General features: G+C 64.5%; 18 protein-coding genes. 10 read left to right on the forward strand and 8 right to left on the reverse strand.

The features are described from left to right. Positions 1 to 302 precede the first annotated feature (302 nt). On the reverse strand, positions 303 to 1,691 hold the full coding sequence (locus ACO054_RS02485) for an aspartate aminotransferase family protein (RefSeq protein WP_421708867.1): 1,389 nt from the start codon (positions 1,689 to 1,691) through the stop codon (positions 303 to 305). A gap of 228 nt (positions 1,692 to 1,919) precedes the next feature. On the opposite strand from ACO054_RS02485, the gene ACO054_RS02490 reads away from it, so the two are divergent. The 8 genes from ACO054_RS02490 (at position 1,920) to ACO054_RS02525 (ending at position 12,015) form a co-directional block, all read left to right on the forward strand. After that, the gene (locus ACO054_RS02490) at positions 1,920 to 2,594 is read left to right on the forward strand and encodes a LysE family translocator (protein WP_421708868.1); all 675 of its coding nucleotides are present in this window, start codon (positions 1,920 to 1,922) and stop codon (positions 2,592 to 2,594) included. Positions 2,595 to 2,795: 201 nt separating this feature from the next. Next, a complete protein-coding gene (locus ACO054_RS02495; RefSeq protein WP_421708869.1) occupies positions 2,796 to 4,037 on the forward strand; it encodes an amidohydrolase family protein in 1,242 nt (413 codons plus the stop codon). Positions 4,038 to 4,427: 390 nt separating this feature from the next. After that, the gene (locus ACO054_RS02500; RefSeq protein WP_421708870.1) at positions 4,428 to 6,035 is read left to right on the forward strand and encodes an ABC transporter substrate-binding protein; all 1,608 of its coding nucleotides are present in this window, start codon (positions 4,428 to 4,430) and stop codon (positions 6,033 to 6,035) included. A 144-nt stretch (positions 6,036 to 6,179) separates the two neighbouring features. Then, entirely contained in the window at positions 6,180 to 7,163 is a 984-nt protein-coding gene (locus ACO054_RS02505; RefSeq protein WP_421708871.1) for an ABC transporter permease, read from the forward strand. Positions 7,164 to 7,178: 15 nt separating this feature from the next. Continuing rightward, positions 7,179 to 8,159 (forward strand): ABC transporter permease, encoded by a 981-nt coding sequence (locus tag ACO054_RS02510; RefSeq protein WP_421708872.1) that lies wholly within the window; start codon positions 7,179 to 7,181, stop codon positions 8,157 to 8,159. After that, positions 8,159 to 9,157 (forward strand): ABC transporter ATP-binding protein, encoded by a 999-nt coding sequence (locus ACO054_RS02515; RefSeq protein WP_421708873.1) that lies wholly within the window; start codon positions 8,159 to 8,161, stop codon positions 9,155 to 9,157. The genes ACO054_RS02510 and ACO054_RS02515 overlap by 1 nt, the downstream gene beginning before the upstream one ends. Positions 9,158 to 9,176: 19 nt before the next feature. Next, on the forward strand, positions 9,177 to 10,298 hold the full coding sequence (locus ACO054_RS02520; RefSeq protein ID WP_421708874.1) for an ABC transporter ATP-binding protein: 1,122 nt from the start codon (positions 9,177 to 9,179) through the stop codon (positions 10,296 to 10,298). Between the two features lie 25 nt (positions 10,299 to 10,323). Then, complete coding sequence (locus ACO054_RS02525) at positions 10,324 to 12,015, forward strand: peptide ABC transporter substrate-binding protein (RefSeq protein ID WP_421708875.1); 1,692 nt, start codon at positions 10,324 to 10,326, stop codon at positions 12,013 to 12,015. 46 nt (positions 12,016 to 12,061) lie between these two features. On the opposite strand, the gene ACO054_RS02530 is transcribed toward ACO054_RS02525, so the two are convergent. The 3 genes from ACO054_RS02530 to ACO054_RS02540 form a co-directional block, all read right to left on the reverse strand. Further along, the gene (locus ACO054_RS02530) at positions 12,062 to 15,364 is read right to left on the reverse strand and encodes an error-prone DNA polymerase (protein WP_421708876.1); all 3,303 of its coding nucleotides are present in this window, start codon (positions 15,362 to 15,364) and stop codon (positions 12,062 to 12,064) included. A gap of 79 nt (positions 15,365 to 15,443) precedes the next feature. Further along, positions 15,444 to 17,075: a Y-family DNA polymerase gene (locus tag ACO054_RS02535; RefSeq protein WP_421708877.1), complete on the reverse strand. Its 1,632-nt coding sequence runs from the start codon at positions 17,073 to 17,075 to the stop codon at positions 15,444 to 15,446. Beyond that, positions 17,011 to 17,682, reverse strand: a complete 672-nt coding sequence (locus tag ACO054_RS02540; RefSeq protein WP_421708878.1) for an ImuA family protein — start codon at positions 17,680 to 17,682, stop codon at positions 17,011 to 17,013. Before ACO054_RS02540 ends, ACO054_RS02535 begins: the two co-directional genes overlap by 65 nt. A 339-nt stretch (positions 17,683 to 18,021) precedes the next feature. Here ACO054_RS02540 and ACO054_RS02545 point away from each other — a divergent pair, with 339 nt between their 5' ends. Next, positions 18,022 to 18,477, forward strand: a complete 456-nt coding sequence (locus tag ACO054_RS02545; protein WP_421708879.1) for a PaaI family thioesterase — start codon at positions 18,022 to 18,024, stop codon at positions 18,475 to 18,477. A 27-nt stretch (positions 18,478 to 18,504) separates the two neighbouring features. Here ACO054_RS02545 and ACO054_RS02550 read toward each other — a convergent pair whose 3' ends face one another. After that, positions 18,505 to 19,353: an enoyl-CoA hydratase-related protein gene (locus ACO054_RS02550; RefSeq protein WP_421708880.1), complete on the reverse strand. Its 849-nt coding sequence runs from the start codon at positions 19,351 to 19,353 to the stop codon at positions 18,505 to 18,507. A 230-nt stretch (positions 19,354 to 19,583) separates the two neighbouring features. Between ACO054_RS02550 and ACO054_RS02555 the strand changes: the two genes are divergently transcribed. Beyond that, entirely contained in the window at positions 19,584 to 20,540 is a 957-nt protein-coding gene (locus tag ACO054_RS02555; RefSeq protein WP_421708881.1) for a patatin-like phospholipase family protein, read from the forward strand. Between the two features lie 94 nt (positions 20,541 to 20,634). On the opposite strand, the gene thiE is transcribed toward ACO054_RS02555, so the two are convergent. The 3 genes from thiE to ACO054_RS02570 are packed head-to-tail and all read right to left on the reverse strand — an operon-like array spanning position 20,635 to position 23,226. Beyond that, the gene (thiE, locus tag ACO054_RS02560) at positions 20,635 to 21,306 is read right to left on the reverse strand and encodes a thiamine phosphate synthase (RefSeq protein ID WP_421708882.1); all 672 of its coding nucleotides are present in this window, start codon (positions 21,304 to 21,306) and stop codon (positions 20,635 to 20,637) included. Next, a complete protein-coding gene (gene thiM / locus ACO054_RS02565; RefSeq protein ID WP_421708883.1) occupies positions 21,303 to 22,109 on the reverse strand; it encodes a hydroxyethylthiazole kinase in 807 nt (268 codons plus the stop codon). The genes thiE and thiM overlap by 4 nt, the downstream gene beginning before the upstream one ends. 34 nt (positions 22,110 to 22,143) lie before the next feature. After that, a complete protein-coding gene (locus tag ACO054_RS02570; RefSeq protein ID WP_421708884.1) occupies positions 22,144 to 23,226 on the reverse strand; it encodes a TRAP transporter substrate-binding protein in 1,083 nt (360 codons plus the stop codon). Positions 23,227 to 23,265 lie beyond the last annotated feature (39 nt).

A 23,265-nucleotide genomic window follows, 5' to 3' on the forward strand; every position in this document is an offset into this window, starting at 1 on the left:
TGATACTTGGCCCCTTTCGTTCGCGTCATTGCGATCCGGGCCCGCCTAACCTGTTCGATAGCTTGTACGAGCCGCGTCATTGGTGCGCGGTTTTGTTTGACGAATGCTAGACAAAGCGCCCCTGGAATTCGAGAGGTTTTTTGCGCTGCGGAAAGCGAGAATCCGCAGGACACCTCGCAAGCCAGGGCAGAAACGCCGCGGATCGCTTCGGTCACACTCTCGTGACGGAGGGATCGGGCGTTGCCTTTTACATCAGTTGCAACGCCGCCCAACGGCACACCTAAAGGGAGCTGACGAACCTGTTACTCTGCCGCGAGGTGCTGGCTGCCAGCCCAACTTTCGGTTTCGTCCAGCGCCCGGCCGAACCGTTCGAGTAGTTGATCGATCCCGGTCTCGTCGATGATCAGCGGCGGACAGAAAGCCATCTGATCGCCGAGATTGCGGATGATCAGGCCGTGGTCTTGGCAACGTTCGTAGCAATAGGTGCCGACTGCGCCCACCGGATCGAACGGCTGCTTGCTGGCCTTGTCCGCGACCAGCTCGATACAACCGATCAGGCCGACGCCACGAACCTCCCCGACCAGCGGGTGATCGGCGAAACGGCGCAGACCGGCCTGCAGGCGTTCGCCCATGCGCGCGGCGTTGCCGACCAGGTCGCGTTCCTCGATGATCTTAAGGTTCTCCAGCGCAACGGCGGTCGCGACCGGATGGCCGCTGGCGGTGTAGCCGTGCCCGAAGGTACCGATCTTGGCCGTATTGTCCGCGATCGCCTGATAGATCTCATCGGAGAAGAGCAGGGCGGCAAGCGGCATGTAGCTAGAGGTGAGCTGCTTCGAGCAGACGACCATATCGGGTTCGATGCCGTAGGTGGTCGAGCCCCAAAGCTGTCCGGTGCGGCCGAAGCCGTTGATGACCTCGTCGGCGATGACCAGGACGTCGTACTTGCGGCAGACGGTCTGGATCTTCTCCCAGTAGGTCTTTGGCGGCGTGATCACGCCGCCCGCTCCCATCACCGGCTCACCGATGAAGGCGGCCACGGTATCCGGGCCTTCGGACAGGATCAGCTGTTCGAGCTCGCCGGCGAGGCGGGAGGCGAACTCCTCCTCGCTCTCTCCTTCCCAGCCGAACCGCCAGTGATGCGGACAGGCGGTGTGAAGGATGTTTTTGATCGGCAGGTCGAAGTCTTTGTGATTGTAGGGCAGGCCGGTCAAGCTGCCGGAGGCGATGGTAATGCCGTGGTAGCCCTTGATCCGCCCGATGACCTTCTTCTTCTCCGGTCGGCCGAGCGCGTTGTTGTAGTACCACACCAGCTTGACGGCGGTGTCATTCGCCTCCGAGCCCGAGCTCGTATAGAAGACCTTGGACATCTTGCCCGGAGCCATGGCCAGCAGCCGCTCGGAAAGCTCGATTGCAGGCTCGTGACTCTTGTGCGCGAAGGAGTGGTAGTAGGGCAGCTTGGCCATCTGGGCGCGGGCAGCCTCGACAAGGCGCTCCTCGCCGAAGCCGACAGCGACGGACCAGAGGCCCGACAGACCCTCAATGTACTCTTTGCCAGCGTCGTCATAGACATGGATGCCTTTGCCTTCCCGGATCACCATCGCGCCCTTGTCTTCATGCTTGCGGGCATTGGTATAGGGATGGAAGTTGACCGCCACGTCACGGAAGGACGGGGAATTGGGACGATCGACCATGGCGAAAGCGACTCCTGGGTTTGACGCCGCGCCTCAAGGTGGCTCGGCTTATTGACGGTAGCCTAACGTCTCTGCGGTAGCCTATCGCTCTCTTCCATCCGGCAGCAAGGGCGGGACCGCGGAGCAGGGCAGTAATGCTCGGATAGCAAGGCCAGGAAAGTGCTTGGATCGCTCGCGCGGCGACGTTAGGACAAGCTGCCGCCGCCGTCGCCGGACAGCCTCAACACTATGATCTCGAATTTCTATCTTCTGCTTCAGGCGATTGCGATCGGCTTTGTCGTAGCCGCGCCGGTCGGTGCCGTCGGCGCGATCTGCATTCGCCGTTCCCTGCACGGACATCGCTTCGAGGCCCTGCTCTGCGGCCTCGGCTCCGCCATCGCCGACGGCGTTTTCGCCGCGATCGCGGCCCTGGGGCTGTCGCTCGTCATCAGATGGCTGGAGGCGCATTACAGCCAGTTGAGCTTCGTCGGCGGCATCTTTCTGCTGGGCTATGGCATCTACATGATCGTTCATGCGCCCAAGCTGCTGGGCCGTCAGGTTCTCTCCGCGCAAGATGAGGCCGATCTCAGTCCCTGGTCTCTGGCCGGACTGCTCGATCGCCTTGGCATGATCTTCACAGGCTTCGGCCTGACGATCATCAACCCGGCAACTTTTCTCGGCTTCATGGGGGCTTTCGCAGGCCTAGGCGTGCTCGGTCCGTCCGGCGAAGCGGAAACGCTGGCCATAGGCACGACTCTGGTGATCGGGGTCGCTGCCGGCTCCACGCTTTGGTGGCTGACGCTGATCGCGGCCTCCAGTGCCGTGCGACGGAACGTCTCCGGCAACTTCATCGTTCAGGTCAATCGCGTGCTCGGCGTGGTCGTCGCCGCCATCGGGATCCTCGCGATCTTCCAGGTTTTCTAGATCAGTCTTTCAGTCGCTGGCCCTCCACACTTCAGGGTGTCGCAGGGCGATGACGGCTGCCTCGGTGGCGCCTGCGACGCTCGACAGAGGACATCTTCTCGATTTGACACCCGTGGCCGATGTCATTGGTATGGCCACAGTCCTGTATGTGGTCGCGTTTGTTTGCGGCTCCGGTCCCCCATTTCTTTTCAAAGGCGCCGAATGACCTTGCTTGTGATTGAAAACGCGTTGCTGTTCGACGGTTTCGAGCCCGATTTGCGCGAAGGCACCTCTGTTCTGATCGAGGACGGCCTGATCAAGGAGGTTGCCGAAGGGGCGATCTCGACAGGTTCCGCGGAGCTTCGGCGGATCGATGCCGCAGGGCGTGTGATGATGCCAGGTCTGATCGACGCACACTTTCACGCCGTCGCGGCCGATCCGAACATCGCGCGCCTGGAAACGATGAGCGCCTATCACATCGGCCAGTATGCGCGCAGTTTCCTTGAGGCTGCCTTGCTGCGGGGGTTCACCACAGTGCGAGACGCCGGCGGTGCCGATTTCGGCTTGGCTCTCGCGGTCGAGACCGGCCTGATTAAGGGGCCGCGCCTCTATTACTCCGGCAAGGCTCTGACGCAGACCGGCGGTCATGCGGACTTCCGCGAGCGGGCCGCCGACCATCCGGCCTTCTGCTTCTGCGGCCAACACGGCAACGTCATGGGCGTGATCGCTGATGGCGTCACCGAGGTGCGCAGGGCCACCCGCGAGGAACTGCGCAAGGGGGCGACTCAGATCAAGATCATGGCGTCCGGCGGCGTGGCCAGCCCAGCTGACCCCATCTGGAATCTGCAGTATTCCGAGGAAGAGATCGCGGCCGCCGTCTGGGAGGCCGAAAGTTGGAAAACCTACGTGATGGCGCACGCCTACACGCCCGAAGCCATCCGGCGTTGCGTGGAACTTGGCGTCAAGTCGATCGAGCACGGGAACTTGATCGATGCCGAGACCGCCGAGGTCTGTCGGGATCGCGATGCCTGGGTGGTGCCGACCCTGTCGACCTACGATGCGCTGGCGGAGGAAGGAGCCGACCTCGGCCTACCACCGATCAGCGTCGGCAAGATCGCGGAAGTGCGCGGCGCCGGGTTGGAGGCCCTTGAGATTCTGCGTACGGCCGGCGTCAAGATGGGTTTCGGCAGCGATCTGTTGGGCAAGATGCATCGTCATCAATCGCGCGAATTTTTGATTCGCGCCGAGGTTCTGTCTCTGCTGGAGGTCGTGCGGCAGGCGACCAGCGGCAATGCAGAGTTGATGAACCGTGCCGGCAAGCTGGGCTGCATCGCACCGGGCGCGTATGCCGATCTTCTGTTGGTGGATGGCAATCCCCTGGCCGATCTCCAGCTTCTGCAGGACCAGGGACAGCACATCCCTCTGATTGTCAAAGCGGGGGAAATCTATAAAAACGCTCTCTAGAGCGCGATCGTCTCAGGTGGAAGCGTTTTGGCTTCCACCTAAGACGTGAATCGCCCTCTAAGCCTAATGATGAGAGCAGGAATCACGCCTTAGGTGGGATCGCCGGAGCGATTCCACCTAAGGCGATCCTGCTCTAGGCGTGTGGGATAAATTGACGCCCATGCGGGGGCGACGGGCGGTGATTTCCGCTTGTTCCGCCGCCCAAAGGGGGCATAGGTTACGGCTCAGTGAAACGGGCAACCCTCACCGTTTCGCCCGACGGCCAGGGGGCGATCGCGTAGATCGCATCCGCTCTCGATCGCCGAGACGGGATTGAAGAAGGGATCATGAAAGTGGTCAGTGGCGTCACGCCATCGGACCGCGCAGGGATTGAGTTACAGGGAGACAGCTATGCGATACCGTCTGGGACTGGTCGCTGCTGTGGCTGCCGTGGCGGCTCTGACACTGTCGTCGGCGCAGGATGCGCAGGCGCAGGAGAAGGTTTTCCGCTACGCCACCACCGGCGACGTCTTGGGTCTGGACCCCCACTCGAATAACGAGGGTCCGACCAACACCATGAAGGGCAACATCTACGGCATGCTGATCCACCGCAAGCCGGACCTCTCTTTGGAACCGGATCTAGCGGTGAGTTGGGAAAACGTCGATGACGTCACCTGGCGCTTTGCCTTGCGGGAGGGTGTGACCTTCCACAACGGCAACCCCTTTACGGCGGATGACGTCGTCTACTCCTTCGAGCGTCAGTCGCAGGAAACTTCCGACATGTCTTTCGCGATCGCCACGATCGAGGAAGTGCGCAAGGTCGACGACTACACGGTCGAGATCGTGACCACTGGTCCTGACCCGATCCTGCTGCTCAACATGCCCAACTTCTACATCATGGATAAGGAGTGGGTGGAGGAGAACAACTCCTTCGAGGTTGTGCGTGGCGCTGGCCAGACCAACTTCCCGAACGTCAATGCCAACGGCACTGGCCCTTACCGCGTGGTCGAGTGGGTTCAGGACAACCGTCTGGTGCTCGAGCCCTTCGAGGGCTACTGGAACGCCGACGACATGATGTCCAACATCGATCGTGCCGTTCTGACGCCGATCCCGAACGACGCGACGCGCGTCGCCGCGCTTCTGTCCGGCGAGATCGACATGATGTACCCGGTGCCGCTGCAGGACATTCCGCGTCTGCAGAACGAGGCGAACGTCGATGTGCTCGAGGGACCGGAGCTTCGGACGATCTTCCTGGGCTTCGACCAGTGGCGTGACGAACTGCTCGACATGCCTGGCACCGGCCAGAACCCCTTCAAGGACCAGCGGGTTCGCGCGGCTTTCGCTCATGCCATCGACCTACAGGCGATCCAGCGTGTGGTCATGCGTGGCGCCTCCACGCCGACCGGCCTGATGGTTGCACCGGGCATCAACGGCTTCGTCGAGGACCTCAATACGCCCTACGAGTATAACCCTGACAGGTCGCGTGAGCTGCTCGAGGAAGCCGGCTTGGCCGATGGCTTTCCGGTTACGCTCGACTGCCCGAACGATCGCTACGTGAACGACGAGGCGATCTGCAATGCAGTGATTCCGATGCTGGAGCGGATCGGAATCGACGTCAGCCTGAACGCGCAGACCAAGTCTCTGCACTTCAACAAGATTGGCCGGGCCGAGGAAAACAACACCAGCTTCTTCATGCTGGGTTGGACGCCGGGCTCCTACGACGCCCTGAACCCGCTGATGCAGCTCATGACGACCGGTGCGCCGGGCCATGGCGACTGGAACAGCGGGCGCTACAACAATCAGGACGTCATGGATCTGGCCGAGCGGATCAAGACGGAGATGGACCCGGAGGCGCGTCAGGCGCTCATCACCGAGGCCTTCCAGATCCATCAGGACGATGTTGGTCACATTCCGTTGCACCAGCAAGCCTTGGCCTGGGGCGTGCGGACGGACACGGTGGCTGAGATCATCCAGCGTCCCTTCAACGACGTCGATCTTCGCTACGTCGTAATGCAATAACGCCTTCGGGCGCGGGGCGGCGGCCCGGAGAACGATCCTCCGGGCCGCCGTTGTTTTTCGCATCCTCTCAGGCTGCGCGGCAAAAAGGGCGGCAACAGACCGCTCGGGCAGACTAAGGATGAACGTCAGGGAGCTTCGAGGCAGATGTTCGCCTTCGTCATCCAGCGTTTGTTCCAGGCGATCCTGGTCATGCTGGTCGTTGCCTTCGTGTCTTTTTCGTTGTTTCAGTTCGTCGGCGATCCGATCAATAACATGGTCGGACAGGATGCCACGCAGGAACAGCGGGAGGCCTTGCGGGAACGGCTTGGGCTAAACGATCCCATCCCGATCCAGTTCATGAACTTCGTTGGCAATGCCGCTCAGTTCCAGTTCGGGCTGTCCTATCGTCTGGGCATCCCGGTCGAGGACATCATCGCACAGCGCCTGCCAGCGACGATCGAACTGGTCCTGGTTTCGGCGATCATCGCTCTGGTGGTCGGTGTGCCGATGGGGGTCTACACCGGGCTCAATCGCAATTCACCGATATCCAAGATCTTCCTTACGGTATCGCTGATCGGAATCTCTCTCCCCACCTTCCTGATCGGCATCCTGTTGATTCTTATCTTCGGCGTTTGGCTGGCGTGGTTGCCGACCTTCGGGCGCGGCGGGACGGTCGACCTGGGCTGGTGGGAAACTTCCTTCCTGACGTTGCAGGGCTGGCGCTCCCTGGTGCTACCGGCGATCACCCTGGCGTTGTTCCAACTGACGCTGATCATGCGTCTCGTCCGCGCGGAGATGCTTGAGGTCCTGCGTACCGACTACATCAAGTTCGCGCGGGCGCGGGGCCTGTCGAACCGCGCGATCAATTTCGGCCATGCGCTTAAGAACACGTTGGTTCCGGTGATCACCATCATCGGTCTGCAGATCGGCTCTCTGCTCGCCTTTTCGATCATCACCGAGACGGTCTTCGCGTGGCCGGGCATGGGGCTTCTGATCATTCAGGCGATTCAGTTCGCCGACATTCCGGTGATGAGCAGCTATCTGGTGCTGATCGCCCTGTTCTTCGTCCTCATCAATCTGATCGTCGACCTTCTCTACTACGTGGTCGACCCGCGGCTGCGCGTCGAGCGCGGCGGCGGCGGACACTAGAGGAGGCGTAGCCCCATGGCCGAGATGGCACGAGAACCGGGAAATGCGGGAACCGCTTCCGAACTAACCTTTGGCGGAAAGGTCTTGGACGGTTGGCGCCGTTTCCTCGACTCCGACGTCTTCTACTCCTTCAAGCGCTCGCCGCTGACGATGGTCGCCTTCGCGGTGACCGTGGTGCTGTTTCTCGGGGCCTTTCTGGCGCCCTGGATCGCACCGCACGACACCACCAACCTGGCGAGCCTCAATCTGATGGACGCCTTCAAACCGCCGGTCTGGTCGGCCGGGGGCGATGCCAGCTTTCCGCTGGGGACCGACGATCAGGGCCGGGACATGCTGTCCGGCATCATGTTCGGCATGCAGGCCTCCTTGGTGATCGGCTTCGCCTCCGTGCTGCTCGCTGCCATCATCGGCACGATCCTCGGTCTGATCTCCGGCTATGTCGGCGGGCGGGTCGATAGCGTGATCATGCGCGTTGCCGATATTCAGCTGACCTTTCCGGCGATCCTGATCGCGCTGCTGGTGGATGGCATCGTCGGCTCGGTACTGCCGCGCAACACGGCCGAGGAGTTGACTTATCCGGTGCTGATCCTGGCGATCGCCTCGTCTCTCTGGGTCAACTTCGCACGTACCGTTCGCGGTTCCACCTTGGTGGAGAAGAACCGTGAGTACGTGCAGGCCGCCAAGGTAATCGGCATCCATCCAACGCTGATCATGGTGCGCCATGTGTTGCCCAACGTCATGGGCCCGGTGCTGGTGATCGGTACGCTGTCGCTGGCGCTGGCCGTCCTGACGGAAGCCACGCTGTCCTTCCTGGGCGTCGGCATCCCTTCGTCTGAGCCGTCGCTCGGGACTTTGATCCGGATCGGCCAGGAGTATCTCTTTTCCGGCGAATGGTGGATGACCATCTTCCCCGGTGTGGCGCTGGTCATCCTGGTCCTGGCCGTGAACCTGCTGGGCGACTGGTTGCGCGACGCCCTGAACCCGAAGCTGCGCTGATGTCAGATACAGATCGAGTCCCTCTGCTGGAAGTCCGCGATCTGCGGGTCGAGTTTCCGACCCGGCGCGGAACCTTGGTCGCCGTCAACGGGGTGTCCTTCGACATCAAGGAGGGCGAGGTACTGGGGGTCGTCGGCGAGTCCGGCGCCGGCAAATCCCTCACCGGCTCCGCCGTTATCGGACTGCTTGAGCCGCCGGGCCGCATCGCGGCGGGCGAAGTTCTGCTCAAGGGGCGGCGGATCGACAATCTCTCCTACCGGGAGATGCGTCAGGTCCGCGGACGCGAGATTGGCATGGTCTTCCAGGACCCGCTGACCAGCCTCAATCCGCTCTACACCGTCGGCCGGCAGCTGGTTGAGACCATCCAGACCCATCGTGACATCTCGGAAGAGGCGGCGCGCAAGCAGGCCATCGAGTTGCTGTCCGAGGTCGGTATTCCGGCGCCGGAGCGCAGGATCGACCAGTATCCGCATCAGTTTTCCGGCGGGATGCGCCAGCGCGTGGTGATCGCCCTGGCGCTCTGCGTGAACCCCAAGCTGGTGATCGCGGACGAACCGACCACCGCGCTCGACGTTTCGATCCAGGCGCAGATCATCAAGCTCCTGAAGCGGATGTGTAAGGAACATGGGGCGGCCGTCATGCTGATCACTCACGATATGGGCGTAATCGCGGAGACGGCCGACCGGGTGGCGGTGATGTACGCCGGTCGTATCGCCGAAATCGGTCCGGTGCGCGATGTGGTGCAGAACGCTAAGCATCCCTACACCCACGGCCTGATGGGCTCGATCCCGATGATCGGTCACGATACAGAGCGACTGACGCAGATCGACGGTTCGATGCCGCGTCTGACCGAAATACCGCAAGGCTGCGCCTTCAATCCGCGCTGCCCGAACGTTCACGACCGTTGCCGCGTGGAACGGCCCGAACTGATCTCCGTTGACCGCACCGAAGTCGCCTGCTGGCTGTTCGACGAGGGTGCGAAGAGAGCGGCCGAGTAGAGCGGGCCGGAGGAATTTGATGGCGCAGATCGCAGAAGACGTCCGAAACGAGTCCAGACTTCGGCCCCAGCCGGCGGCCGGCGAGCAGCCCTTGCTGCAGGTCCAGGACCTTGCCCGCTATTTCGACGTGTCGCCGCCCTGGCTCAATCGCGTCCTGGAGAACGAGCCCAAGTCGATTCTCAAGGCCGTCGACGGCGTTTCTTTCGACATTCCGCGCGGCAAGACCTTCAGTCTTGTGGGAGAGTCGGGTTGCGGCAAGTCGACGGTGGCGCGTCTTGTCGTCGGTCTCTATCAGCCGACGCGTGGAACGGTGCATTTCGAGGGCACGGATCTCGCCACCCTGAAGACCCGCAAGCAGCAGGCGCCGGTGCGCAAGCGCTTCCAGATGATCTTCCAGGACCCCTTCGCGAGCCTCAACCCGCGCTGGCGGGTGGCTGACATCATCGCCGAGCCGATCCGCGCGCACGGCCTCATGAGCGATGCCGGTCAGATCCGGCGGCGGGTCGGGGAACTGCTGGAACAGGTGCGGCTCTCGGCCCGCGATGGCGAGAAGTTTCCGCACGAGTTCTCCGGCGGTCAACGCCAGCGAATCTCCATCGCCCGGGCGCTTGCCTCGAACCCCGAGTTCCTGGTCTGCGATGAGCCTACCTCTGCCCTCGACGTCTCGGTGCAGGCGCAGATCCTCAACCTGATGAAGGAGCTCCAGAAGGAGCTGGGCCTGACCTATCTCTTCATCAGTCACGACCTCGCCGTCGTATATCATATCTCCGACTACGTCGGCGTGATGTACCTGGGTCGCTTGGTGGAGTGGGGCGAAGCGCGGCGCGTCTTCTTCAATCCGCAGCATCCCTATACGCGCATGCTTCTGGACGCGATTCCCGACCTGGAGATGACCGGACGACAGCGCATTCCGGTGGCCGGCGAGGTTCCGAGTCCGATCCATCCGCCCAGCGGCTGTCACTTCCACCCGCGCTGTCCCTTTGCGGAGGAGCGCTGCCGCAGCGAAACGCCGAAGACGCTGGACTTTGCGGCCGGCGGTCAGGTCCGCTGCCATGCGGTGGAGGAGGGGCGGCTACCGCCGCCCGGTGACAGCAATGCTCTGTCGGCCGGCTCCGATGCTACGGGATTGGGCGGGACCTGACGGGATGAGGCGGAAGCGGACAGCCTTGCTCCACGGTCGGCTGCTGCGTCGTTGGTGTCTCTTTCTCGCGTTTCTCGCCTTCGTCGTCTCGCCCGATGCCTCCCTGCGGGCGGCGGGCGGGTCCGGCACTCTGACCATCGGTATCACCCAGTTCCCCTCCACGCTGCATCCCAACATCGATTCCATGTTGGCCAAGAGCTACCTGCAGGGCATGACCCTGCGGCCGCTCACCCACTACGATCACGATTGGGAAGTGGTCTGTTTTCTCTGCACCGAGGTGCCGAGTTTGGAGACAGGCTCGGCCGTTCTAGAAACGACGCCCGATGGAGAGGAGGGGATCGCGGTCACCTACAGCCTTCATCCCGAGGCGACCTGGGGCGACGGTACGCCCGTCACCACCGAGGACGTGGTCTTCACCTGGGAAGTCGGCCGACATCCGCAGTCCGGTGTTAGCAATTTCGAGCTCTATCGGCGCATCCTCGATATCACGGTAATCGACGACAAGACCTTCACCTTGCACGCCGACCGCGTCACCTTCGAGTACGGTTCGGCGGCCGATTTTCGCGTCCTGCCGGCCCATATCGAGCGGCCGATTTTCGAGGCGGATCCTGCGAGCTATCGCACCCGTACGGCCTTCGACAGCGATCCGACCAATCCCGGTTTGGCCTTCGGACCCTATCGGATCGTCTCGCTGACTCCGGGTGCCGAGGTGGCGCTGGAGCCGAACGAAACCTGGTACGGGCCGCCGCCCGCCTTCGACCGCATCGTCGTGCGGGTGATCGAGAACACGCCGGCCCTGGAGGCCAATCTGCTGTCCGGTGCCATCGACATGGTGCCAGGCGCGATGGGTCTGACCGTCGATCAAGCCTTGGCCTTCGAGCAGCGCCACGGCGACGACTGGAATGTCCTCTTCAAGCCGGGTCTGGTCTATGAGCACATCGATCTGATGCTCGACAATCCGATTTTGGCGGATCGGCGTGTGCGTCAGGCGCTGTTGCATGGCATCGACCGCGATGCCATCAGCGAGCGCCTCTTCGCCGGGCGCAATCCTGTGGCCGACGGGAATGTCAGTCCGCTCGACTGGGTCTACAGCGATGGGATCCCGACCTATCCCTTCGATCCCGAGCGCGCCGACGCACTGTTGGAGGAGGCGGGTTGGCCTCGCGAGGGGGGGAGCGGCATTCGGCGCAACGCGGCGGGCGATCCTCTGCGTCTGGAGATCATGACTACGGCCGGGGATCGCACGCGTGAGCTAGTGCAGCAGGTGATCCAAAGCCAGCTGCGGGATATCGGGGTCGAGCTGACCATTCGCAACGAGCCTGCGCGGGTTTTCTTCGGCCAGACTGTGAGCCAGCGGCGCTTCACCGGCATGGCCATGTTTGCCTGGTTCTCCAGTCCGGAGAACGTGCCGCGCACCACGCTGCACTGCGAGCAGATCCCGACGGAAGAGAACAGCTGGGGCGGTCAGAACTATATGGGCTATTGCTCGCCGGAGATGGATGCGCTGATCGACCGGATCGAGGTGGAACTCGATCGGGAGGTGAGGGCGGAACTCTGGGCCGAGCTGCAGCGGCTCTACGCCACCGACCTACCGGCTTTGCCGCTCTATTGGCGTGCACAGCCCTTCGTTCTGTCGCCTTGGCTGGAGGGGGTGCGCCCGACCGGCCACATGGGGCCCACGACGCTGTGGGTCGAGGAGTGGCGCCGGGCCGAATGACTCGGGTGGGGTGAAGTCGGCGAAGATCCGGTGGCAGCCGCTCTTCTCAATGAAAATCCCGGCTCTGGATGAGTTTCAGCCGCCTGGCTTTACGTTGGTCCGGAATCGGACGCTTGACCTCGTCGACGCCGGTGATGGCGCGCTGGAAGACCGTCTCGGTCGAGACGTCAATAGATCCCGTTTTACCGTTGTTTTCGCTCTCCGTTTTTCCATTCGGCGGTATCGGCGTGTCGATCAGATTGCGCGGGCGGATTTCCAGCGTCGCCAAGTGGTCGGTCTGATCCACCAGCGTCTCGGAAACCAAGTGGATCACCTTCCCGGCGCGCTGCACCCTTCCGCTGACGCCGAGCAGCGAAGCCTTGAGCACGGTCGTGCGGAAGCGCTGGAAGACATCCGGCCAAACCACCAGATTGGCGATACCGGCTTCGTCTTCCAGGGTGATGAAGATCACGCCCTTGGCGCTACCGGGGCGCTGCCGCACCAGCACCAGCCCCGCCACCGACAGGCGCTGTCCGTCGCTGGCCTGCTGCAGCGCTTTCGTCTTGCTGTAACCCTCCGCCGTCAGCTCGTCGCGCAGGAAGGAGAGCGGGTGCGCCTTTAGAGACAGGCGCAGGCTGGCATAGTCCTGAACCACATGTTCGCTCTGGTTGAGCTTCGGTAGCTGCACCTGAGGATCCGACCCGCGTTCCTCCTCGCTCATGGCGGCAAAGAGCGGAAGCGGTTCGGCCTTTGGCAAGCCCTTGACCGCCCAGAGAGCCTCGCGCCGGTCGAGGCCCATGGAGCGGAAGGCATCGGCGCGGGCCAGCGCCTCCAGGGCTTTGGCGCCGACCTCGCCCTTGCGCCAGAGGCTGAGCGGATCCGGATAGCCGTTGCCGCGACCTGCGACCAGGCGCTCGGCTTCGCTCTGAGACAGGCCCTTCACCTGCCGCAGGCCGAGCCGCAGGGCCATGCCCGGACCGGCACGGGCCGGCTCCAGCGTGCAGTCCCAGACCGAGGCGTTGACGTCGGGCTCCAGCACCTCGACCTGGTGCTGGCGCGCGTCTCGCACGATCTGGGCCGGGGCATAGAAGCCCATCGGCTGGCTGTTCAGCAGGGCACAGGCGAAGACCGCCGGATAGTGGCACTTGATCCAGGCCGAGACGTAGACCAACTGCGCGAAACTGGCGGCATGACTTTCCGGGAAGCCGTAGGTTCCGAAGCCTTCGATCTGTTTGAAGCAGCGTTCCGCGAAGTCGCGCTCGTAACCGTTTCGGGTCATGCCGTTGATCAGCTTTTCCCGGAATTCGTGGATGATGCCGAGCTTGCGGAAGGTCGCCATGGCGCGGCGAAGCTGATCGGCCTCGCTCGGCGTGAAGCCGGCCGCGACGATAGCGATCTTCATCGCCTGCTCCTGGAACAGGGGGACACCCAGGGTGCGGCCCAGAACTTCCTCCAGCTCCTGCGATGGGAACGCGACGGGCTCTTCGCCTTTGCGCCGCCTCAGATAGGGATGCACCATGTCCCCCTGGATCGGGCCCGGACGCACGATCGCGACCTGGATCACCAGGTCGTAGAAAGTCTTGGGCAGCAGGCGCGGCAGCATATTCATCTGCGCACGCGACTCCACCTGGAAGACGCCCAGAGAGTCCGCCTCGCCAAGCATCTTGTAGACCGCCGGATCGTCCTGCGGCACCTTGGCGAGATCGAGCACTCGGCCGTAGTGGTGCTGCAGAAGGGAAAAGCCTTTGCGCAGGCAGGTGAGCATGCCGAGGGCCAGTACATCGACCTTGAGGAGACCGAGAGACTCCAGGTCGTCCTTGTCCCATTCGATGACCGTCCGGTTCTCCATGGCCGCGTTCTCGATCGGCACCACCTCGTCGAGTGGGCCGCGTGTCATGACGAAGCCGCCGACATGCTGGGAGAGGTGCCGGGGAAAGCCGATCAGTTCGCGGGTCAGGTCGAGCACCAGAGCCAGGCGTGGAGAGGTGGGATCCAGGCCTAGCTCGCGCACTCGCTCTTCTTCCACCCCATCGCTCGACCATCCCCAGATCGAGCCGGCCAGTGCGGCGACCGTGTCCTCCGACAGACCGAGCGCCTTGCCGACCTCGCGCACCGCGCCGCGGCTGCGGTAGCAGATCACCGTGGCCGCCAGACCGGCGCGGTCGCGTCCGTACTTATCGTAGACGTACTGGATGACCTCTTCCCGCCGTTCATGCTCGAAATCGACGTCGATGTCGGGTGGTTCGCCCCGCTCTGCGGAGACGAAGCGCTCGAACAGCAGATCGATTTTCGCAGGATCGACGGAGGTGATGCCGAGGTAGTAGCAGACGGCCGAGTTGGCGGCGGAACCACGGCCTTGGCAGAGAATGTTGCGGCTGCGCGCGAAGCGCACCAAGTCATGGACCGTCAGGAAATAGGCGGCGTAGTCCAGCTCCGCGATCAGCGTCAGCTCGTAGGTCAGGGTGGCGCGGACCTTCGGCGGGATGCCGTGCGGATAGCGCTCGGCGGCGCCTTGCCAGGTGAGGTGTTCGAGTTCCTGCTGTGGTGTGCGGCCCTGCTCGCCCCGTTCGATAGGGTATTCGTAACTCAGATCGCTCAGCTTGAAATGACATTTGCCGACGATCTCGAGCGTCCGCTCCAAGGCTTCGGGCCAGGCCGCGAACAGCCGTGCCATCTCGTCGGGTGGTTTCAGATGACGTTCTGCGTTCGCCTCCAGCCTCCAGCCTGCGGCATCGATCGTCACGCCCTCGCGAATGCAGGTGAGCGTGTCGAGCAGAGGCTTGCGGGCGGGGTGATGCAGCAGCACCTCGCCGACCGCGACCAAGGGCGCCGCGCAACGCTCGGCAATCTCGGCCAACCCTGCGAGGCGCCGAGCGTCGTCGCCGCGATGATGCCAGCTTGCGCCCAGATAGACGTCGCCCGGTGCGGCCCGAAGCAAGGCGCGAAGGTTGGTTTCGAAGGCCGCATCGGGTCTGTCGGGCGGCAGCAGAATGGCGACTTGGCCAGACAGGAAGGCGACGACTTCGGCGAAGCTCAGATCGCAAGCTCCCTTGACCGCCCGACGCTTGCCCAGGGTCAGCAGCTTGCAGAGGCGGCCGTAAGCGGCCCGGTCCTTTGGATAGCAGACCACCTCCGGGCCGTCGCGCGGGACCAGCCGCGATCCCACCAGCAGCGGCAAGTCGGCTTCCTCGGCCGCCGTATGGGCGCGCACCACCCCGGCCAGGGAGTTGCGGTCGGCCACGCCGAGCGCCGTCAACCCCAGTGTCTTGGCCGCCGTGACCAGCTCCTCGGGGTGCGAAGCGGCTCGCAGGAACGAGAAGTTGGTCGCCGCAACCAGCTCGGCGTAGGCAGGCGGCGTTGTCGGCCGCATTACGCCCCCGAGACCCTGGTTGCGACGTTGGGGTCAAGCGATGGCAGCCGATTTGCCGCCACCGTCTTGGGTGTCTGTCTCATGCAAAGAGACCCTGGAGAAACCAGCGATTTTCTTCGCGGTAGAGCCAATAGCGCCGGCCGTCTTCATCCTCGACGCGGAAGTAGTCGCGATCCGCCGCGCCCTCGTCGCGGGGCAGCCACCATTCCCGGCTGAGGCGCTCGGGACCTTCCGCCCGCGCGACGCGGTGAAGCAGACGGCGCCAACGAAATTGAGCCGGCGGCGCGTCGGGCCAGGCGGCGATCGCCTCGATCGGTTCCGGCCGCGTCAGCAGGCGGACGGGCCGGACCGGTCCTTCCGGCCAGCCAAGCGATCGGCGCGTCCCGACCTTGGCGGGGCCGGCGCGACCGCTTGGACTGCGCGCCCGGTGGGGCAGGGCGGGGCCTGGTGCGACGCAGCGCTCCGGCAGGTGACTTTCACGTGGGGTCAGACGATGCACCCGCTCGAAACCGAAGCGACCGCCCAGGCGGTCGACCAGGCGACCCAAGTCATGACGGGCGGCGGCCTTAACGGAGGTCGGTCCCTTTGCATCGGCCTGCGCCCGACCTTCCTCCAGGGTCATCTGCAGGGCTGTCAGCGGTTCCAGGGTTTCGGCGGCCAGCACCATGGCTTCGAGTCCGTATCCCGGATCCAGTGCCTCCAGCTTGCCGGCGAAGAGTCGTTTCAGATGGGCCGCATCCCGCAGGGGGCGGGCGGTACCGACCAGCAGGCGGGAGAGACTGCCGTCGACCCGATAGGCGGTCAGTACGAACTTCCGGCCGCCCGACTGATCTTTCTCCAGTTTCGCGCAGAGCTTGCCGAGCAGCTTCTCGACCGCGCGGGCGATGTCCTCCGGCGTGCCGATCGGTTCGCCGAAGTTCAGCCGTTCCAGGTGCGGGGGGACCGGTGTTTTCGGCGAGATCGGCTCATCCAGGGCGCCGAGCGCCTGCCGCAGGCGGCGGGCGACCACCGGTCCGACACGCGGTTCCAGAGCGGCGGGCGGCAGTTCGAGAAGATCGCCGATCCGCGAGAGGCCGAAGCGGCGCAGCAGTTCCGCCTCGGCGGCCGGAAGGCGCAGGGCCGCGACGGACAGCGGGGTCAAGGCCTCTCTCTGCGCGCCGGGGGCGATGCTGCGGATCGGTTGCGCGGCTTCGGTGGTATGGCGAGCGCAGGCCCAGGCGGCGCCTGCCGTATCGGCTATTCCGATCCGGGCCGTCAGACCGAAGCGTGCAAGCCGCGCCACCAACTCCGTCGCCAGGGCTTCCTCTCCGCCGAACAGGTGGGCGCAGCCGGTGATGTCGAGCCAAAGTCCGGCGGCACCGCCTGGTTCGCCGGCTGAATCCAAAGCCACCCAGGGGGTGTAGCGGCTGCACCAATCGGTCAGCTTGTCGAGCGCCGCACGATCGGCTGCGGGCGCTATCGCTTCGCTATGCAGTCCCGGGCAGAGCGCGCGTGCCTCCGCGAGGGTTTGGCTCGGCGCCGCGCCGGCCTGGGCGGCAGCGCTGTCGACAGCAGCCAGAAGAATGCGCGGTCCGTCCCGCAAGGTCAGGGCGAGGGGGTATTCCGGTTGGCCGGCGCTCGTGGAGATTTTGGCCTGTTCGGATCGCTTAGCCGAACGCTGCCGACGCTGAATCGCAAAGCTCGGCAGCCAGAGCGAAAGCACTCGTCGCATGATCCCACTCCACTTCGAAGACGGCTGGGCGACCGCCGCGGCAGCGCAGCAGCTCGACACGCCAAACCGGATTGCCGACCAGATCCCTCTGCAGGCTTTCGGGCCATCGCCTATTCCCGGCCTGCGCCTCGACCCGCCAGCGTGTCAGGGCCGGACTGGCGGTGCTGGCGCGACGGGACGCCAAGCGCTGCCGCTGCAGCAGCAGGCAGGGTCGCCCAATCGTCTCAGCGGCCAGCTGCAGGCGGCGTGCGGCGGTGGGGTCGAAGTCGCCGATTTCCCCCACTACGGCCGCCAGATCGGGGCAGCGCAACCCCTCCTCAAGGGCCCAAAGGGTTCCTCCATCGCTTTCGGTGCGTGCCAGCAGCAGCCGGTCGGCGGCGACAGCGAAACCGGCCAGCGCGGGGGCATAGAGATCGGCCTGTCGGGCAGCCCAGAGGATCGTCCCTTCGCGTTGGGCCGTCAGCCGGCCGAGCAGAGCCAGAGCGAAGCCCGATGCGGCGCCGTCGTCCCATTCGTTGCGGGCGGGCAGAATTTCGTGCAGGCCGGTCGTCGCCAGCCCGCCGCCCGGCAGACGTTCGTCCAGTGCTGCCGCGCCCAATGGCGCCACCCCGTGTCCTTCATCGCTTTCCCCTCGCTCCAGCAGTCGTACCTGACGGCGCAGACCCTCCAGATGCGGTCTACGCGAAAGGTGCCGTTGATTTTCGTGCTGCCTCGCCGGCTGTCCCCTGGAGGGGTTTGTGCGGTCTAAGGTCTCGACAGTCATGATCCTCAGGTCCGTGCGAGAGCGGTTCGGAGGCGGTCGTTAGGACAAAAGTTCTGTAAATGTTCTTAGTTGTCTATTTGTTCTATTCCGGTTCACCTCTCGGGTCAAGCGCGTAATGCGAGAATCAGAGGGAGGTTTTGCAAGGCCTGGACAAGCGTCGGCCGGCACGGCAGCTTGCCGGCCATGACCGATCTTATCAGCGATCTCCAGGCGCCGCCTCTCGATCCCATCGAAACCAACGGCTTTGCCGATCTCGTCGGCTACCGTCTGATCTTCTGGAGCGAGACCGAGGCGCAGGTCCAGTTGAAGCTGGACCGGCGGCACATGAATCGCAGCGGCGTCATGCACGGCGGCGCGTTGACCACGCTGATCGATACGGCAAGCGGCTACAGCGGTTGCTACTGTCCGACACCGGGCCGCGTTCGCCGTGCGATGACCCTGCAGCTCACTTGCCAGTTCATCGCGCCGGGCCTGGAAGGCCGCACTGTTACGGCCATCGGTCGCAAGACGGGCGGGGGGCGCAGCCTTTTTTTCGCCAGCTGCGAGGTGCGCGACGAGGCGGGCAAGCTGATCGGCCAGGGCGAGGGGGTCTTCAAATACCGGCGCGGTTCGGAAAACCCCGAAGGCGAACCGGTTTAGAGTGCGAAACGGCCGGATAGGCCTGCTCTATTCTCCCCGAAAAACCGGCTTTCGCTTCTCCAGAAAGGCTTCGACCCCTTCACGATAGTCGGCGCTGTCGCAGACCGCGAAGGCTTGGGCGTATTCCGCTTCGCTCAGCGGGCGCGGGTCAAGCGCACGGACCGCATGCAGCTTATGCGCACGGGCTGCGAGGGGCGCGGCGGCGGCTAGGCGCTCCGTCGTGGCCGTAACCTCGGCCTCGAAGCTCTCCCGCGTCACGACCCGGTTCACCAGACCTTTCACATAGGCTTCCTCGGCCTCGAAGATCCGGCCCTCCAGCAGAAGCTCCAGTGCGACGGCCCGGCTGGAAAGCTGAACCAGCGGGATCATGCCTTCCCAGGGCAGCACATGCCCCAGACGGGCGATCGGGATCCCAAAGCGGCTGCCCTCGGCGCAAAGGCGCAAATCGCAGCAGAGCGCCAGTTCCAGTCCGCCGCCAACGCAGGCGCCTTCGATGGCCGCCAGAGTGCTGTGCGGCGAGTGCATGAGCCCCTCCAGAGCCGCATGCATGTTGTCGGCGTAGCTGCGGGCCGAAGCCGCGTCGTGGCGCCTTTCCTCGAACTCGGAGATGTCCGCGCCGGCTGCGAAGGCGTCGCCGCCGGCACCGCGCACCACGATGCATCGCAGGTCCCGGTCGGCGTTCAACCTCGTCACCGTCTCGCCCAGACGTGTCCAGGCAGCGTGGTTCAACGCGTTGCGTCGCTCTGGACGGTTCAGGACGACCGTGGCGACCGAACCCTCGCGTCGCAGCAGCAGGGAATCGTCTCCGGCCCCTTCGGGCGCTGGTCGTGCACCTTGCGTCGCCTTGTCGGTGCGAAGACTCTCTGCCTGGGACATGCGGGTCTGCTCCTTCATTCGGCTTGCCACGCGCCGACGTGCAATGCGACATGAGCACGGGGTCTTTTGCGAAAATCGTATGGAGCATACACCGGATGCCGCGCAACGGAAGCGGGCGGGCGGGCATGACCGTCGCCTCGAAAGAGCGTCAAACCTCTCGAAAGCGGCCGTCTGCAAGGCCTGCGCCTGAAACGCCGAGTGAGCGCTCTGAAGCAGTCACGCCGCTTGGTTTGGCGTTGCCTGGTGGCGGTGCTTACGGAGCCTTTACCTGGGGCGTCCTGGACCGTCTGCTTGAGGAGGGGGATCTCAGGTTTCCGAGGGTCAGCGGCGCCAGCGCGGGCGCGGTCAACGCCGTTGCCCTGGCCCAAGGTTTCGCGGAAGGGGGAGCCGAAGGCGCCCGCGGCAAGCTGGCCGAGGTCTGGGAACGAACGGCGGCGCTCGCCGCCTTCTCGCCCTTGCAGCCCAGCCCTCTCGACCGTCTGTTGCGGCCGGGCGGTCTCGATTTTTCACCGGGCTATCGCTGGATGGATACCCTCAGCCGGCTGTTCTCGCCCTATCAGTTCAACGCCTTCGACCTCAATCCCCTGCGCGAGGTGCTGCGCCAGACCATCGATTTCGCGATGGTCCGCGACTCTACCGAGGTGCAGGTACATATCGCGGCGACCAACGTACGTCGCGGGCGGATCCGGATCTTCGGACCGCGGCAGATCACTCTGGACACAGTGATCGCCTCGACCTGCCTGCCGTTTCTCAACAAGGCAGTGGAGATCGAAGGAGAACCATACTGGGACGGTGCCTATCTGGCCAATCCGCCGCTGCGTCCGCTGCTTGATGGCGAGGCGGCGCCGGAAGATCTGCTGCTGGTCGAGCTGGACGGACTCGAGCAACCCGGTACGCCGACCAGTCCGCAGGAGATCTTCGACCGTCTAAACAGTCTGTCGGGCGCCGGCGGCTTGTTGGCCGAACTAGAGTGGCTGGCTGCAAGTCATCCCGAGGTGCGCCTGCACGGAATTGCCGAGCCGCAGATTCTTGGCGAACTGAGCGCGTCCAGCCGTCTCAACGCCGACTGGCGCTTCCTGGTCTATCTGCGAGATCTCGGTCGCACTGCGGCCGAGACCTGGCTTGCCGGCTCAGGTGCACGCATCGGACAGGTGGGCACTTATGAGATTCCGTCGCGATATCTCTGAGAGGTCGAACACATTTCGCTGTGAACCTTACTAGGCAATCCGTCTCAAAAAGGCTTGGGGTTCACGTTCTCGAAACTCTCTGGCGGCCGCTGTCTCAGGATCTGTTCCGCAGGGCGTCTCCCTCGGTCACAGCTTGGGCAAGCTGTGCGGTGGCGCTCTGCGGATCGTCGCTGCCCGCGATGGCGGAGACCACGGCCACGCCCTGCGCACCTGCGGCGATGACCTCGGGCGCCTGCTCGGCCGTGATACCGCCGATGCCGACCAGCGGTAAGGAGGTCACGGCCCGGACGGCAGCGACGCCGGCCGGACCGATCGGGGCGGCTGCGTTGGCCTTGGTGGTGGTGGTGTAGACCGGTCCGACGCCCAGATGATCGACGGCCTCCAAAGGCGCCGCCATGGCCTCCTCCGGCCGGCGCACCGAAAGCCCCAGAAAGGGACGCGGTCCGACGCGGGCGCGAACCTCCGCCGCCGGCAAATCGTTTTGACCGACATGCAGTCCGACTTTGCCGTCTGTTGCCCCCAGGGCGACGGCCTCCTCGACGCGGTCGTTGACCACGAGGGGAACGCCGGCCCGATCCAACAGCGGCAGAAGGCTGCGTGCCAGCTCCAGGTAATCCTGCACCGGCAGATCCTTCTCCCGAAGCTGCACGAGAGTGGCGCCACCGTGCAGGGCGGCCGCCACCACCTCCTCCAGGCCGTGATGACGGCAATCGCCGTGTCCCAGCACCAGATAGACCGAAAGGTCGAAAGCCTGACGTGCGGTCATGTCAGTCTCGCAGCCTGATCGAGATCGTCGTCCTCGAGCAGATAGAGTTCGTCCAGCAGGTTGGCCCGCAGGCTGCCGGGCCCACGCGACCGGCTCGCGGCCCTTTCCGCCGCGACGCCGTAGATCGTCAGAGCGTGCAGCGCCGCCACCAAAGGCTCTTCCTCGACCGCCAGGCAGGCGCCCGTCAGGGCGGTCAGCGCGCAACCGCTGGCAGTGATGCGCGTCATCAACTTATGGCTATTGGCGCAGGCGACCTGGCGCATACCGTCGCTGACGTGGTCCAGGGCGCCTGTCACCACCACCACGGCGCCGCTGCTTTGCGCCAGACGCTGTGCGGCCTCGACGGCCGCCTCGGACCCAACCGTGGAGTCCGCTCCCTTGCCTTCGGCACCGCTGAGACCTGCCAAGGTCATGATCTCCGACGCGTTGCCACGGACCACTGTTGGCCGACAGGCCAGCAGGCGGGCGGCGTTGCTGCGTCGATATCCTGTCGCTCCGACCGCTACGGGATCGAGTACCCAGGGCCGTCGCGCGGCGATGGCGGCGCGCGCGGCGGCCTCCGCGGACTCGACCCAGTGGGCCTCCATGGTTCCCAGGTTGACCGTCAGGGCATCGGCAATGGCGGCGAATTCCGCCGACTCCTGCGGGGCATGCACCATCGCTGGCGAGGCCCCGACTGCGAGCAGCGTATTGGCGGCCAGGTCCATTGCCACGAAATTGGTGATGTTCTGGACCAGCGGTCCTTGTTCGCGCAGCGCACGCAGCGTTTTCGACGGTCGGTCGATGGCGGTGGTGAGGGTCATGACGAACTCCTCTACATAAGGGGGAAAAGTCGGTTCAAGTGTCGATTTCAGCACTCAGGACTGCATGCCGGCCGACCCGGCCCCAGGGCCGGAACAGCTGTTTGGCGGCGGCGTAGGACTCGCGGATCCGCCGGTCGATCGCGGCGGTTTGCGCCAGATCCGCCAAGACGGCTTCGCTTTCCGAACGTGCGGCTCGCAGAACATCGCCCGGCCAGGGCAAAAGGGTTCCGCGGCCGTCCGCCTCCAACTCGGCGAGGGCGACCGCATTGTGCCACTCGGCTTCGGCCGGACCGTGCCGGTTCTCGGCTTCGCAACAGGTGACGATCAACCGCTGCAGATCTCCGGGCAGATCCGCATAGGCTGCGGCGGAAACCAGGGCTTCGGCACTGCCGTTGGGTTCATGCCAGCCTGGCCAGAGATAGAAGTCGGCAGCCCGGTCGAGTCCAAGCGCCCGATCCTGCCAGGGGCCGAGAAACTCAGCGCCGTCGATCGCGCCAGTCGAAAGCGCAGCGAAGATCTCGCCCGGCGGTAGGGTGACCGGTGCCGCGCCCAGTCGACGCAGAACCTCGCCGCCCAGGCCCGGCATCCGCACACGAAGGCCCTGCAGTGCCTCCAAGCCCTCGATTGGCCGACGATACCAGCCACCCATCTGAATCCCTGAGTTTCCGGCGGCAAAGGGCTTCACGCCGAAGGCGCCGTAGAGATCGTCCCAGAGAGCCTGACCTCCGCCGGCGGTCAACCAAGCGTCGTGCCCCTCGGGCAGCAGGCCGAAGGGAACGGCGGTGAAGTAGGGTGCGGAGGGCATCTTGCCCGACCAGAAGAGGGCCGCTGAGTGGCCCATTTCGACGGTGCCCGCCGAAACCGCGTCGAAGACCTCGAGCGCAGGCACCAGTTCTCCAGCTGCGTGCAGTTCTACCGTCAGACGGCCGTCCGACAGCAGCGTGATTCGCTCCGCCAGGCGCGCCGCCGTCGTGCCGGGGCCGGGGGCGTTCCTGGGCCAGGAGGTCGCCAAGCGCCAGATCCGACGCTCGCGTGCTATCGCCGGGGTTGGCAGGTTTACGGCCGCAGTCACGCCGGTTGCAGCAGCGAGAAAGCGGCGTCTGGTCGTGACGGTCATCTCGGTTCCCTCCCAACGCGGGACTCAGCGCGGGAACGT

Source organism: Algihabitans sp., from assembly GCF_965226985.1.
GTDB lineage: Bacteria > Pseudomonadota > Alphaproteobacteria > Kiloniellales > DSM-21159 > Algihabitans.